We start from the raw sequence: 14,410 nt of genomic DNA, 5'->3' as shown, positions 1-14,410 counted from the left end.
AATATGAATAGTCAACAAGAATATATACAACGTAGCATTCATCTGAAAAAAGACTTGCTCATACTGGTAATCAAAATCCTTGTATTCATTCCGATAACATACACTTTAATAGAGTATGAGTCCTACTATAACGACAAGAGGGTTTTACAACGATTGGTGTATGCTTTGAATGTCTTTCTATCCAGTAATATCATCATTTCAACTGTCCGAATCATCCTCTTGTCTTGGTATAAACGACGCTCTCTTTACTTTCATACCAGTTCGCGCGGTAGCTTCGTATTAGGTATTAACCGCATTGCCTCGGTGCTCAACGCCGTCGTCATTATTTTTAGTCTGATGTTGGCCTTTGGAATCAACCCCAGAGATTTCCTAACCAGTATCACCATCGTTGCAGCGGCTATAGCCCTTATTTTTAAGGATTACATCACGAATATGATCAGTGGTTTAATTATCATGTTTTCTGATCAATTGACATTGGGTGATTATGTTAAGATCGGCGAGTACCAAGGGCAAATTATTGACATCACCCTGGTTAATATTGTTATCAATAATGATGATGATGATATTGTCATGGTTCCTAATAACTTTGTTTTTACGACAAACATTGTCAACCAGTCTTTTCAGAACTCCCGCAAGGTGAGCGTCGAATTTGAATTAGCCATTAACCATACCATGGACCGGGAGGACCTCAAAAAGCGTCTTAATGATCTGCTTAACAAACACAGCAATGAAGTACTCGAAAATAGTATGAAATTAAAGGTATTGGCTGTACAAAAGGATGTTGTCAAGTATAAGGTACAGTTCACCTTAACCAATTTGGGAAAAACGCAATCGCAGTTTATCAAAAACATTGTGCTAAATGAAGTACTAAAAATTGGGAATTAGCCAATGAGCCAATGTGATGATCGGTTTGTACGAGCTTAAGCATACTGCTTATAGGTTAAAGCCTAATGTAAAGCTGAGATCAATAATTAACCAATGTGATAATGCTCTGAAGCTTGTCTGCCGATTCACTCTTTACTCATCACTCATCATTCATGCTCGCAACCGACAACTACACCTTCCGTAATTTGACGCCTGTTACGAAATGATTGCTTCCTTTTTCCAATATAAGATTAGCGCGAAAGCGCGTCGGTAGTATGTTTTTAATAAGGTTTGGTTTATTGATGAGATCCCAAATGCTATTTGCTCGCGCGATAGCTTCTTCTTCGGAAAGACTGGCGTATCTATGAAAGTAGGAATTAGGATTCCGGAAAGCAGTTGTTTGCAGTTGTCTGAATCGAGACACATACCATTCGAGTAAGTTTTTTTCGTTAGCATGCACGTAAATGGAGTAATCAAAAAAATCAGACACGAAAACCTGCGGTCCTTTGTGTTTTTCGCTCAAATTTACTTGTAAGACATTGATCCCCTCCACAATGACAATATCGGGATTATAAATCTCCTGCATTTGATCCGGCATCACATCATATTCAAGATGCGAATAAATAGGCACTTGAAGGCTTTCCTTGCCCGCCTTCACATCCGCCAGAAAATTGATTAACTTCTTCGTATCATAACTTTCCGGAAAGCCTTTTCGATTCATTATTCCGCGTTGTTCCAACACACTATTGGGATATAAAAAGCCATCAGTGGTTACTAAAGCGACATTTGGCTTATCGGGCCATAAAGACAAGACCTTTTGTAATACGCGTGCGGTGGTGCTCTTACCCGCCGCCACGCTGCCTGCTATACCAATAATAAAGGGCGAGCGTTTGCGTCCGCTGTTCAAGTAAGCATTTTCAGCGTCGTAAAGCTTATGTGCGTGGTCAATATGGATATTCAGGAGATGACAAAGCGGGAAATAAACTTCCTGAATCTCTTCCATATTTAATGGCTCATTCAGCGCATGTAACCTTCCAATATCCTCATTTGAAAGAGAGAAATTCAGTGATCCGTTCAGTAATTTCCATTCGTCTCGCGTAATGCTCACGTACGGAGAATACTGTTCCTTCATTGCCATATCAGTCATATTCCAAGTTTAAGCTTGCACGCGCAAACGTAATAATTCAAAAGCCAAAAATCAAAATTCGTCCCCGCCAGGGGCTCCAATACAATCCATTTAACTACTTAACTATTCCCCCACTTAACCACGTAACTATTAGGGAACCAAATTACTGTCAACTACGATTGGATTTGATAATATTTTATGTACCGGGCAGAGCTCCGCAATCTGAAGCAGCCGTTGCCGTTGGTCATCATCCAAATTGCCAACCAATTTAATATGATTTTTTATGTAAGTCGTTTGCTGATGACTGCTTGGTACTACCTCCATTTTTACCGTTATGATAACTTCCTGCAAATCCCATTGCTTTCGATCGGCATACATCCTTAATGTAATAGCCGTACAAGAACCTAAACTCGAAAGTAACAATTCCTTCGGTCCTAATCCCTGATCAGTACCTCCCATAGACTCCGGTTCATCCGCTATTACGATATTTCGTCCATTGCTGACTTCTGTTTTATACCGTTCCTTTCCGATGGTAACTGTTACATTTACTTCCGCCATGCTAGTTGTTAGTTATTCGTTGTTAGTTGCTAGTTGTTAGTTGTTAGTTGTTAGTGAAAATTTACTTTTTACTTTTTACTTTTTACTTTTTACTTTTTACTTTTTACTTTTTACTTTTTACTTTTTACTTTTTACTTTTTACTTTTTACTATCCAAAAAAGATGTAAGCGATAATAATGGCTGCAATTATCCCTGCGAGTTCGGCTAAGAGAGCAGCAGGTAAAGCATGTCGCGTTCTTTTAATGGCCACTGATCCGAAGTATACTGCTAACACATAAAAAGTTGTTTCCGTACTTCCTTGAATGACACAAGCCACGCGCGACGCAAAATCATCGGCACCTTTGGCATGCATTAAATCAATCATCAATCCACGCGCACCGCTTCCGCTCATCGGTTTCATAAAAGCGACAGGAAGCGCCTCCACAAAGCGCGTATCCAAACCCGCCCAGCTAACAATTGCACTGACGCCCTGAACCAGGTAGTCCATCGCACCGGATGCTCGAAAAACTCCTACAGCTACCAAAATCCCTACTAAATAGGGGATAATTTTTACAGCAACTTCAAAACCCTCTTTAGCCCCCTTAATAAATGATTCAAAAACATTCACTTTGCGGTAGAAGGCTAGGGCAATGAATGAAATAATTACCGTGAAGAGAATGACATTGCTTGCAACCTGCGATATAGCATTGATTTCTTCCTGGCTCAGCGTGGAAAAGTAGTACAAGAGTCCGCCGATCAAGATTGTCAGACCGCCCACATAAGCTATGATAACTTTATTGAACAGGTTAATACGCTGATAAATAGCGGTCACTACCAAACCGACCAAAGTAGAAAAGAAGGTTGCCAGCAGGATGGGAATGAACACATCGGACGGATCTATAGCTCCTGCTTCCTTCCGGTAAGCCATGATGGTAATTGGCAAGAGTGTCAAACTTGACGCATTCAATACTAAAAACATGATTTGCGCATTGCTTGCCGTATCTTTATTTGGGTTCAGTTCCTGTAGTTCTTTCATAGCCTTTAGACCTACCGGTGTCGCCGCATTATCAAGGCCCAACATATTAGCCGAGAAATTCATCAAAACCGAACCCAACGCCGGGTGATTTTTAGGAATCTCCGGAAAAAGTTTATTAAAAAAAGGCCCTACTAAACGAGCAAAAATGTTAATCATGCCGCCCTTTTCGCCAATTTTCATGATGCCTAGCCAAAAAGACATTAAACCGATCAGGCCCAGGGAAATCTCGGCGCCTGTCTTTGCCGTATCGAAAGTTCCATTTACAATCGCCTGAAAAATCTCCTGGTCTCCAAGAAAAATCAGCTTAAAAAGCGCGACAACAAAAGCAATTAAAAAGAAGGCTATCCAAACGTAATTTAAAGCCATTATTAGCTAGTTGTTAGTTGTTAGTTGTTAGCTGTTAGTTATTAGTTATTAGTTATTAGTTATTAGTTGCTTAAGCCTTCCCTTATACCTAAAGCCTTAAACCTTAAACCTTAAACCTAAACCCTTATACTAAAGCCTTATACCTTATACCTAAAGCCTTATACCTTACACCTAAAACCTATATTTCATCCCTCAAGACCATAAATTTCTGTTCAAAAAACTCCAAGGCTTTTCATGGGAACCATTCTTCTTTTGTTCTTCGATTAAGAAGTCAGCCATTTCATCCAGTATTAAATGATTCTCACTCACCGTACGGTCTCCTAAAGCAATTAAACGTTTCATATTCGATTCCTCTGCAGCATCTAAACTCTCCTGAATGCTGTTGAGATTTTCCGGTTCGATCCGCAGATAATCTTTTTCCTTGTTTGACGACCGGAACAGCTGGTGAAGAAAAAAGTCGCTGCTTTCGGCCACACCGCTCATCATGATGTCAATAAGAGCCGGTACCATGGAAATAGCCCGACTTTTTTTAAAATGCTCTAAGTTATACGATTTTCTCGATCGCCCCGTTCCCAAAGAAAAAATATGAATATCATTGATTTTCGTTTGATTAAATGCCCGAGTTACTTCAACTAAACCACTTAAAGCAGGATTTGTTGCAAAAACACCGCCATCTAATAAAGGGTATCGTGTTCCTGATAACGAGTAAATTTCGGCGACGCTAAAATAAGTCGGTGCGGCAGAGGTAGCCCGACAAACATCTTTGAGATAAAAGTCACGCACGTCACCCCGTTCAATGGCTGTCTGCTGCCTAAAAAAATGTGTCTTCCTAAGCTCTATGTTATAAGCAGAGATGATACAAGGTTTGATGAGTTCACTTAACTGCGTCTTTCCAAAATATTTCTGCAGCACACTTTCCAATGTAGCACTATTATAACGCTCACTGGTTAAACCCAAGCTTGAGGTAATGCGCTTGAAAAAACTCATTCTAAAAATATCGTGACCATATTTTAGATACATTTCCAAAGCTTCTTTGGCAGAAAAACGAGGTCGTTTGGGGTCTGATTGATCAGGGCAGAGCAGCAGGCAAACCAAAATACCTCCGGTACTCGTACCGGCAAAAAAATCAAAAAAATCTACGATAGCTGCTGAGGGATTGTTCGTTTTTTGCTTCAGTTTTTCTTCCAAAGCAACTAAGATCATTCCCGGAATGATCCCTCGAATCCCACCACCATCAATAGATAAGATTTTCTTCATAAAGGTTGATATCAGTTAGTCAAGTAGTTGAGTCGTTAAGTAGTTAAGTAGGAATTTATCCTACTCAACTATTTATCTATTTCACTACTCAACCTCCTACAAATGGATTACCTCACCATAAGCATCCGCTGTAGCCTCCATAACAGCTTCACTCATCGTAGGGTGTGGGTGTATGGTTTTAATAATTTCATGTCCGGTAGTTTCCAGTTTGCGGGCGGCCACTACCTCGGCAATCATTTCCGTCACATTGGATCCGATCATATGTGCTCCTAAGAACTCGCCGTACTTCGCATCAAAAATAACCTTTACAAAGCCATCCTTAGCACCCGCGGCACTTGCCTTACCTGAAGCTGAAAAAGGAAACTTGCCCACTTTAATTTCGTATCCGGCTTCCTTAGCGGCTTTTTCTGTATAACCAACAGAGGCAATTTCAGGCGAGCAATAAGTACATCCAGGAATATTATTATAATCAATTGGTTCAACATGTAAACCTTTGATCTTTTCTACGCAGGTAATCCCTTCGGCAGAAGCAACGTGTGCTAAGGCTTGTCCTTTAACAATATCACCAATAGCATATACACCTTCTACATTAGTTTTGTAGAAATCATCTACAACAACCCGGCCTTTATCAGTTTTTACACCGACTTCTTCTAAACCAAGGTTTTCGATGTTCGGAGTAATACCTACGGCAGACAACACAACCTCCGCTTCGATCACTTCTTCACCTTTTGCCGTTTTGATTTTCACCTTGCTAGGCGAAGCGCTGGTATCCACCGCCGTTACTTCAGCACCGGTTAAGATATTGATGCCACTTTTTTTCAAGCTACGTTCCAACTGTTTAGAGATTTCTTCATCCTCAACCGGTACAATACGATCTAAATATTCAACAATCGTTACTTTCGTTCCGATCGCATTGTAAAAATAAGCAAACTCTACACCGATAGCACCAGATCCTACGACCACTAATGAATTAGGCTGTTTATCCAAGTTCATGGCTTGACGATAGCCGATGATTTTTTTTCCATCCTGCTTAAGATTCGGAAGCTCACGCGAACGGGCGCCCGTTGCCAGTATTGTATGTTTGGCCGTGTACTCTTTAGTAGAACCATCACCACCCTTTACCTCAATCTTACCGCCTTTTTTTATCTTAGCGGTACCCATGATTACATCAATTTTATTCTTTTTCATCAAGAATTGGATACCCTTACTCATACCATCGGCCACGCCGCGACTTCTTTTAATAATCGCGCCAAAATCAGCCTCACCGCCCTCTACTTTGATACCGTAGTCAGCCGCGTGATTCAGATACTCAAAAACTTGCGCACTTTTAAGTAAAGCTTTCGTTGGGATACAACCCCAGTTAAGGCAGATACCGCCAAGAGATTCGCGTTCAACAATAGCCGTTTTGAAACCTAATTGTGAAGCTCTGATGGCTGCAACATAGCCTCCCGGGCCACTTCCAATTACAATGATGTCGTAATTCATTCTTATAAAAATTAATTCGTTTCGATAGTACAATTAGCTTATACCCATTGAACAAGCCAAGAACGTGTTTGTCAAACAAGTATTACTTCCGCAAACCTAATAAAAATTCTTAGAATTAGAAGATTTCCGGGCTGTGTCGGCATTTTTTTACCTTAGGGAAATAGTTGAAGTAGTAGAGTAGTTGAGTGGGCAAATAGTTAAGTGGTTGGGTAGGGGATTTACTAGTAATAACAGCAACAGTATATACTTACCGGCAGGCAGTCTAATCAGGCTGATAGCTTATTTCCGACAGCAGACAACAGCTCTTGTTACATTTACCATTACCTAAAGCATGTACCACAGGGGGCATGATTGTGATTTTGAAAAAAGTTATCCACAATCCACATTCGAAAATTCGAAACAATTTTAACCAATAAACAATTAAAAATCAGAAAAGACTTTATAGATTTCTAAACAGTTACAAAAACAATTGGATACCGCAAGATCGATCTGTAAATTATTCACACCCAAGCATCAAGTAACATTAACTTAATATTAAATTAACACAAAACCTGCTAATTATTCCTCGCGAGCTATTTAATTTTGTACCGAAAAACAAATTATTCAATCAATTCAACGCACATGAAGAAGTTTTTACTCTCTTTTATTCTTTTACTCGGGACAATCATTGTCCATGCACAGGTAACAACCAGTAGTATGACGGGTACGGTGACTGACAATGAAACCACAATTCCCGGTGCTTCTATTAAGGCCACCCATGTTCCTAGTGGGACGGTTTACGGTACTTCAACAAATAATGACGGTAAATTCAGCATTTATGGTATGCGGGTTGGCGGCCCTTATAAGGTTGAAGTTACTTATGTTGGATATAATCCAGTGACCTATTCTGATATTTCATTGCGATTGGGAGAATCCTTCCAGCTAAATGTAAATCTTTCACAGGATACTCGCGAACTGGACGAGATTGTTATAACAGCTAATGCGGGTATAAAAGTGGTAAAAACAGGTGCAAGCACAAGCATTTCCAATAGGGAGATAAATACCTTACCAACTATTAGTAGAAGTATAACAGATTTCACCAGATTAACACCTCAATCCAATGGAAATTCCTTTGGAGGAAGGGATGCGAGATATAACAATATTCAAATTGATGGAGCGAACCTGAATAATAACTTCGGGCTCAGTAATGATCCGCTTCCTGGTGGCGGGGCGCAACCTATTTCGTTAGACGCTTATGATCAAATTTCGGTAAATATAGCTCCTTATGACGTTCGACAATCTGGCTTCACCGGCGCAGGTATTACTGCAACGACCAAAAGTGGTACAAATACGTTTCATGGAAGTGCTTATACATTTTTTAGAAACCAAAGTTTTATTGGTAAAAAGGTTGGTGACTCCAGAATTGATGTAAGCGATTCAAAGAATAATGTATATGGTTTAACACTTGGAGGTCCAATAATAAAGAATAAATTATTCTTTTTTGTGAGTGGTGAATATGAAAAGGGAGAGCGCCCTGGGGTAACTTTTAAACCAACTGGCGGACAGGGAAGTGGTAATACATCAACGACAACCGTAGAAGACTTACAGCGAGTTTCAGATTTTCTACGCAATCAATATGGTTACAATCCAGGCGCATTTGATCAGTTCCCTAATTTCACCTCTTCTAATCATAAAATACTTGGAAAGATCGATTGGAATATTAATGACAATCATAAATTAACGGTGAAATATAGCGATTTCGTTGGTAACGACGATCAACTCCTTAATCGTACCAGTGTTCCAAACGGTGGTGGTTTTTCGGTAACGGGCGCAACTGGAACTCTTTCCAGACTGCCATACGATCGATTTGGAAACAATTCTATGGCTTTTGCCAATTCAAACTACGGCTTCAAAAATATAACTCGCTCTGGTACTGCCGAACTAAATAGTAAATTAGGCAGCAACATGTCAAATCAATTGTTGCTAACCTTTACTCGTAATAAGTCCACAAGAACTTTTGATGGCGGTGTTTTTCCTTCTGTGGATATTTTCAATGGTCAAGGCGGGAATTTCTTGTCCTTTGGCATGGACCCTTATACAAATAACAATGATGTCGTTAATGACATTTATAGTGTCACGGATAACTTCACATATAATACAGGGAAACATACTATAACAGCAGGTGTATCATACGAATACCAAAAGGTAGGAAATATGTTTATGGCAGGATCTAATAGCTATTATGTATATAATACATTAGACGACTTTTTAAACCAACGTTCGCCTGTTTATTATGCTTATACCTATTCTTTAGTTCCCGGCCAAAAGAATGTGTATTCAGCAGAACTTAAAATAGGTCAACTGGGTATTTATGCACAAGATGAGTTTGACATAGCAAGTAACTTTAAACTTACTTATGGAATCAGAGGCGATCTGCCGATTTACCTCGAAAAACCGTTAGAAAACCCGGCAATTCAACAACTTCAATTCTACGATAAAAACGGACAACTTACTTCGTACAATGGTAACTGGCCTAAAAGCAAACTTTTACTTTCTCCGAGAGCAGGCTTCAGATGGGATGTATTGAAAGATGAATCACTGATCGTGAGAGGCGGAACTGGTATTTTTACCGGTAGAATTCCATTTGTTTGGTTAACGAATATGCCTACAAATTCAGGAATGTATCAATTCGGCGCATCGATTAGAACCGGAGACCCTCGATTGAATAATATCGTTTTCAATCCAAATCCAGATGCGTACGCAAACCTATTCCCCACAGAGGCCGGAACTTCAGTACCTAGCAATATCGTCTTGATGGATCCCGACTTTAAATTCCCATCGGTATTCAGAAGTAATCTAGCAGTCGAGCGCAATTTAGGAAACGGATTTGTCGCTTCGGTAGAGGCTCTATACTCTAGAGATATTAATGCCATTCGCATGTTTAATGCTAACAACAACCCAACAGATAGAACGATATACGAAGGGGATTTACAACGTCCTGGTTACTCTTCTAGTAACGCCCGTAATCTAAATTCACTAAATACTGCAATTGTCTTAGCAAACAGCGACAAAAAAGGATATTCAACTTCTTTAACAGCTCAATTGACCAAAAATTTCCATAATGGACTTTACGGATCAGTGGCATATACTTACACAAAAGCGAAAGAGATAACTGCTAACCCAGGAAGTCAAGCCTCATCTGTATGGAACTTAAATCCTAATGTAGGTACATCAAATGCTCAAGAACTAGGTTTATCACAGTATGCAATTCCTCACAGAATTGTCGGAAGTGTTTCTTATAGAAAGGAATATGCTAAGAACTTTGCATCGACCTTAAGTTTATTCTATGAAGGCTCTCACCAAGGAAACTACAGCTTTATAGTGAATGGTGATGTGAATGGTGATGGAAACAGCTCGGCTGACTTAATGTATATTCCAAGAGATGCGAATGATATCATCTTTTCTGATATATTAGGTAGCAATGATAATGTTTTATTTACTGCACAGCAACAAGCAGAAGCGTTTGACTCCTTTATATCAAACTCTTCTTATCTTAAAAAACATAGAGGAGAATTTGCTGGCAGAAATGCGGCACTTTTACCTTGGTTTAACCGTGTTGATCTTCGGTTTTTGCAGGATTTTTATATCCAAGCAGGTGAAAGACGTCATACTTTGCAATTCAGCGTTGATATATTGAACTTTACTAATATGTTAAACAAAAATTGGGGTGTCAAAAACTTATATGTTACAAATAATCCTTTACGATTCCGTTCTGTAAACGAAGAAGGAAGACCGGTTTATCAACTACAGCAACTTGATGGGCAATTAGTAAATGAAGTTTTCATGGATGATATCAGTACGAATAGTACTTGGAGCATGCAATTAGGCTTACGCTACATTTTTTAAGATTAAGTAGATACTATAGAAAAGGGTCAACAGAGTGTTGGCTCTTTTTCTATCTATTTTTATAGAAATTTATTTTTTGTTTGAATACGTATTATAACGCCTCAACCAAAGTTATTCTTATTCCCCTAAAACAATCATCCATACAACCATCTTCCCAATAACCGCAAGAGGAAATAATGCCATTGTTTTTTGCTTCAAAAGAGGCTTTGGCGTTATCCCGCCTTCGAAGCCAATCATTTTTGGCTAATTCATAAACCTGATCAAGGGTAAGAGTTGCCGCAGCTGGTGAGTCTGTCGTATTATTTAGTTCTTGCTTGCTTTCTATCCACGACAATTTTTTCAAAAACTCCTCCGCTGTAATAGTACCTTCTAAGTGCACGCCGTGTGCCATCAAGGTATCAACTACTTGTTGAGCGGCCGCTAAATCCCAACCGTCTGCTGGCATTCGGATATCATTAAAAACAGTGTAACGAAAATCTCGCCCCGTTACTTCTCCATTGTTTACGGTAATAGTCGTTTCCCATGCCGCACCTGCCCATGTAGCTCCACTTACCACATATCTATAAGAATTATTACTCGATTCCTTAAAATCCAACCAAGCTTTATAGCTCTGCTCATAGTCATTTTCATATTCCATATCGCTTTTATCACAAGCTATGCAAATAACGGACAACAGGAAAACAAAAAGGTAAATCTTTCTTTTCATAATGAAGTGTTTATACGTTTTATATCTTAACGTAATGAGCTAAAAAAGAGCTACAACAACTTTCAGAAATCGGCTTTCTGCCAACAAACACATCTAAAAACAATCGTTTTCAATATTACAATGAGCTATTTCACTAGCAAAACACCATGTTTCAGTAGTAGGATGTTAAACTTCGATAGCACAATAAGACATTTTGATAGCACAATAACCCATTCCGCTAGCGAAATGGCGTGTTTTAATAGCAGGATGCTGAATTTCGATAGCACTATAAGACATTTTGATAACACAATAGGGTATTCCGCTAGCGAAATAGGGCGTTTCAATAGCAGGATGTTAAACTTCGATAGCACAGTAAGACATTTTGATAGTACAATAATCTACTTCACTAACGGAACGTTGCATATAGGTAGTAGAATTATCGACTTCTTTCTTTGTTGGTGAATGAATTTCTTCATGCGACCGTCAGAAATTGGCTTTCTACTAATGAATACTGTACTTTAAATCCGCTACAGGTGAATTAAATTGGAAAACAGCGCATATATACTATATGCTTATTACTTACAACTTAACACTTAAAACTACCGCTACCAACACCTAAAAATAACCTTCAGCTAACATTTAAGTCAAGTAAAATACCTATAATCGCGTCATGGTAACAAGAGTTTTTTCTTATTTGCTAGGTGTCGCATTAGCTGTTTTTTTGGTGTCACCTACGCATGCCCAAGACACCACGCAAAAATCAGTTCCAAATCGTCAAAATGTAGCCAAGCAACAAGACAAACCCTATGTAATCCTGATCTCTGCCGATGGCTTTCGGTATGATTACGCAGAAAAATTCCAGGCAACTCATTTACAACAACTATCGTCAAGTGGCGTAAGTGCCAAAGCACTGATTCCGTCATTTCCTTCCATTACCTTTCCCAACCACTATACAATCGTAACGGGCATGTACCCATCGCATCATGGCTTGGTTGGAAATAATATCTACGACCCAAACATGCAAGCAAGATATAGCATGTCAAATGCGAAGGCCGTCAAGAATCCGGCTTGGTATGGCGGTATCCCCATTTGGACACTTGCCGAGCAACAGGGTTTACTGAGTGCTAGCTTTTATTGGCCGGGATCGGAAGCAGCTATTGGTGGAATGTTGCCGTCTTATTATTATGCTTACAATGAAAAGATTCCAATAGCAAAACGCATACAGACTGTTGTGAACTGGCTATCATTACCATCAGAAAAACGTCCGCATCTCATTAATTTTTACTTCCCCGAAGTCGATCATGCAGGACACCTCTATGGCCCCGATGCACCCGAGACGAAAAAAGCGGTGCACTTCATTGATTCTGCCGTTAATGCCCTCAACATCGCCGTACAACAAACGGGACTTCCTGTCAGTTTTATTTTCGTTTCTGATCATGGTATGAAGGCCATCAATCGAGACGAACCCTTGCCATTACCTTTTAAAGTCGATACAACGCAAGTGGTCATTGCTTCAAATGGCACACTTGTAAATATACATGTGAAAGACAAAAAGAACCTTCAGTCGATTTACCAATCCATTCAAAAGTCTGATAAGTTTGATGCCTATCTAAGTGATCAAGTACCAAGCAATTATCATTACGGAAAAAAAGAGGACAAATATCACCGAATAGGCGATATCGTATTGGTTGCGAAAGCACCTTATTATTTTTCCAATAAGAAACCACATCCCGGAGCACATGGATTTGACCCCTATGAAACACCGGAAATGCGAGCTACTTTCATCGCTTGGGGACCCGCCTTTAAAGAAGGTTTAACGATCGGTGCCTTTGAGAATATTCATATCTATCCACTATTGGCGAAGATATTAGGTTTGAAATACAAACATCGTATCGATGGAGATGATAAAGTAGCTAAAGAAGTCTTGAAGTGATACAGCCAGCACCGGACGCATTACCATTCCTGTAAATTTTGCCTGCCTGCGGTAGGCAGGAAGCGGTGAACTTTATTTTATTAGTAATATCATCGATCTTTATAGTAGGTACTACTATCATTTTCTGTCAATTTCTCTACTAAAACCTGAAGTAGCTCCTTAATATTAATCAACTCATTTTTAAGTTCCTCTAAAGTGGGTGAATGTCCTTGCCTCACGTTATCATCAGTCACCAAACTCTGCCAGCTTACTTCTTCATCCAGATCGAGGTGCGGCCCCATTAGCTCATCACTAGTCATCGAATAAAGTATACCAACCAATTTAGCTTGTTCTATTGTTAGGTTTTTTTCACCCGACTCCAGCTGCTCATACTCTTCTTTAGTAAGCTTCAACTTGTAAGCCACATAGGCCATACTGTAATCATTGGCGTAACGTAGAAATCTTAGTTTTTCATGTAATTCCATATGTTTAGGTTTTATTTTTAGTTGTGAGCTGCGAGTTGTGAGTTGCGGGCTTTCTTCCTGTCTTATGTCCATGTTAGGCTATAGGCTGTAAGCTGTAGGCTTTATTCTACACTTTAAACTTTCTCGCTACGCAAAAATTCATCGTTCATCATTCCTGCCTACCGGCAGGCAGGCAACACTCATCACTTAAGACCCTACTCAACCATTTAACCAGCTCAAAGTATTTGTTTTTTCTCTACAAAAATAGGCAAAATACATCCATTTACAAATATTTTAACTAGCTAAACGTTCTTAAACTAATTTTATGGAAAATAAAGGAGAACATAGAACTTGACAGCACTGGGTTTATATTTGGCAAAGCGATCAATTAACAAAGCGGAAGTTTCCAGAAAGACGGGTTTGAGTACTTATCGGTTGAGCCAGCTTTCCATTAATCCAAAATCGCACGTTCGAATCGAGGAATTATATCTTATCGCCTTGGCCATAGGCGTTAAACCGGGTGAAATGTTTGAAGAGCTGTGTGGAAATCTTAAACTCAAACACCAGTCCTGATCCCATAAAAAGAGGCACTTCGCTCGACCCTCCTTCGGGGTCCATACACTGTATATTCACGGTATCTTCACGTTATATCCGCATTTATCCACCATTTAGTGGACTTTTAGCGGTAAAGTAGCGAATAAGTAGCGACCAAAGACCAAGTGGGTGGGAGAGGAAGGAAGATAAAAGAAACCGTATAGTAGTTAGTAACACTACTATACGGTTCATGCACTAA

General features: G+C 39.5%; 11 protein-coding genes and 1 pseudogene. 4 read left to right on the top strand and 8 right to left on the bottom strand.

Features of this window, described 5'->3' with window-relative positions:
* Positions 1-3: 3 nt before the first annotated feature.
* A complete protein-coding gene (locus ACH11B_RS19060; RefSeq protein WP_013666701.1) occupies positions 4-885 on the top strand; it encodes a mechanosensitive ion channel family protein in 882 nt (293 codons plus the stop codon).
* A gap of 169 nt (positions 886-1,054) precedes the next feature.
* Here ACH11B_RS19060 and coaA read toward each other — a convergent pair whose 3' ends face one another.
* The 5 genes from coaA to lpdA all read right to left on the bottom strand — a co-directional run bounded on the left by coaA (position 1,055) and on the right by lpdA (position 6,671).
* Positions 1,055-2,011 (bottom strand): type I pantothenate kinase, encoded by a 957-nt coding sequence (gene coaA, locus ACH11B_RS19055; protein WP_130857729.1) that lies wholly within the window; start codon positions 2,009-2,011, stop codon positions 1,055-1,057.
* Positions 2,012-2,140: 129 nt separating this feature from the next.
* Positions 2,141-2,548 (bottom strand): OsmC family protein, encoded by a 408-nt coding sequence (locus tag ACH11B_RS19050; protein ID WP_013666699.1) that lies wholly within the window; start codon positions 2,546-2,548, stop codon positions 2,141-2,143.
* 148 nt (positions 2,549-2,696) lie between these two features.
* On the bottom strand, positions 2,697-3,929 hold the full coding sequence (locus ACH11B_RS19045; protein ID WP_377608997.1) for a nucleoside recognition domain-containing protein: 1,233 nt from the start codon (positions 3,927-3,929) through the stop codon (positions 2,697-2,699).
* A gap of 192 nt (positions 3,930-4,121) precedes the next feature.
* Positions 4,122-5,186: a patatin-like phospholipase family protein gene (locus tag ACH11B_RS19040; protein ID WP_013666697.1), complete on the bottom strand. Its 1,065-nt coding sequence runs from the start codon at positions 5,184-5,186 to the stop codon at positions 4,122-4,124.
* 96 nt (positions 5,187-5,282) lie between these two features.
* Entirely contained in the window at positions 5,283-6,671 is a 1,389-nt protein-coding gene (gene lpdA / locus ACH11B_RS19035) for a dihydrolipoyl dehydrogenase (RefSeq protein WP_149105704.1), read from the bottom strand.
* A gap of 621 nt (positions 6,672-7,292) precedes the next feature.
* Here lpdA and ACH11B_RS19030 point away from each other — a divergent pair.
* Positions 7,293-10,556 carry a TonB-dependent receptor domain-containing protein gene (locus ACH11B_RS19030; RefSeq protein ID WP_377608999.1) on the top strand — a complete coding sequence of 1,088 codons (3,264 nt, stop codon included), beginning with the start codon at positions 7,293-7,295 and terminating at the stop codon, positions 10,554-10,556.
* A gap of 91 nt (positions 10,557-10,647) precedes the next feature.
* On the opposite strand, the gene ACH11B_RS19025 is transcribed toward ACH11B_RS19030, so the two are convergent.
* Complete coding sequence (locus tag ACH11B_RS19025; RefSeq protein ID WP_377609001.1) at positions 10,648-11,262, bottom strand: hypothetical protein; 615 nt, start codon at positions 11,260-11,262, stop codon at positions 10,648-10,650.
* Positions 11,263-11,911: 649 nt separating this feature from the next.
* On the opposite strand from ACH11B_RS19025, the gene ACH11B_RS19020 reads away from it, so the two are divergent.
* Entirely contained in the window at positions 11,912-13,174 is a 1,263-nt protein-coding gene (locus ACH11B_RS19020) for an ectonucleotide pyrophosphatase/phosphodiesterase (protein WP_377609003.1), read from the top strand.
* Positions 13,175-13,263: 89 nt separating this feature from the next.
* Here the strand turns inward: ACH11B_RS19020 and ACH11B_RS19015 are convergent, their stop codons facing one another.
* On the bottom strand, positions 13,264-13,638 hold the full coding sequence (locus tag ACH11B_RS19015) for a hypothetical protein (RefSeq protein WP_377609005.1): 375 nt from the start codon (positions 13,636-13,638) through the stop codon (positions 13,264-13,266).
* A gap of 330 nt (positions 13,639-13,968) precedes the next feature.
* Here ACH11B_RS19015 and ACH11B_RS19010 point away from each other — a divergent pair.
* Positions 13,969-14,091: pseudogene (locus ACH11B_RS19010) on the top strand (XRE family transcriptional regulator); the annotation flags it as partial.
* Positions 14,092-14,100: 9 nt separating this feature from the next.
* On the opposite strand, the gene ACH11B_RS19005 reads toward ACH11B_RS19010, so the two are convergent.
* Entirely contained in the window at positions 14,101-14,235 is a 135-nt protein-coding gene (locus ACH11B_RS19005; protein ID WP_377609892.1) for a hypothetical protein, read from the bottom strand.
* Between the last annotated feature and the right edge of the window lie 175 nt (positions 14,236-14,410).

This window comes from Olivibacter sp. EAT-5 (assembly GCF_044784325.1).
GTDB lineage: Bacteria > Bacteroidota > Bacteroidia > Sphingobacteriales > Sphingobacteriaceae > Olivibacter > Olivibacter oleidegradans.
The sequence above is the reverse complement of the archived record's forward strand: the minus strand, read 5'-3'. Positions and strand labels throughout refer to the sequence as shown.

Coding starts and splice junctions, on each gene's coding strand:
- ACH11B_RS19045 (WP_377608997.1), bottom strand. CDS start 3,929: ATGGCTTTAAATTACGTTTGGATAGCCTTCTTTTTAATTGCTTTTGTT.
- ACH11B_RS19025 (WP_377609001.1), bottom strand. CDS start 11,262: ATGAAAAGAAAGATTTACCTTTTTGTTTTCCTGTTGTCCGTTATTTGC.
- ACH11B_RS19020 (WP_377609003.1), top strand. CDS start 11,912: ATGGTAACAAGAGTTTTTTCTTATTTGCTAGGTGTCGCATTAGCTGTT.
- ACH11B_RS19040 (WP_013666697.1), bottom strand. CDS start 5,186: ATGAAGAAAATCTTATCTATTGATGGTGGTGGGATTCGAGGGATCATT.
- coaA (WP_130857729.1), bottom strand. CDS start 2,011: ATGACTGATATGGCAATGAAGGAACAGTATTCTCCGTACGTGAGCATT.
- lpdA (WP_149105704.1), bottom strand. CDS start 6,671: ATGAATTACGACATCATTGTAATTGGAAGTGGCCCGGGAGGCTATGTT.
- ACH11B_RS19050 (WP_013666699.1), bottom strand. CDS start 2,548: ATGGCGGAAGTAAATGTAACAGTTACCATCGGAAAGGAACGGTATAAA.
- ACH11B_RS19005 (WP_377609892.1), bottom strand. CDS start 14,235: ATGGACCCCGAAGGAGGGTCGAGCGAAGTGCCTCTTTTTATGGGATCA.
- ACH11B_RS19015 (WP_377609005.1), bottom strand. CDS start 13,638: ATGGAATTACATGAAAAACTAAGATTTCTACGTTACGCCAATGATTAC.
- ACH11B_RS19060 (WP_013666701.1), top strand. CDS start 4: ATGAATAGTCAACAAGAATATATACAACGTAGCATTCATCTGAAAAAA.
- ACH11B_RS19030 (WP_377608999.1), top strand. CDS start 7,293: ATGAAGAAGTTTTTACTCTCTTTTATTCTTTTACTCGGGACAATCATT.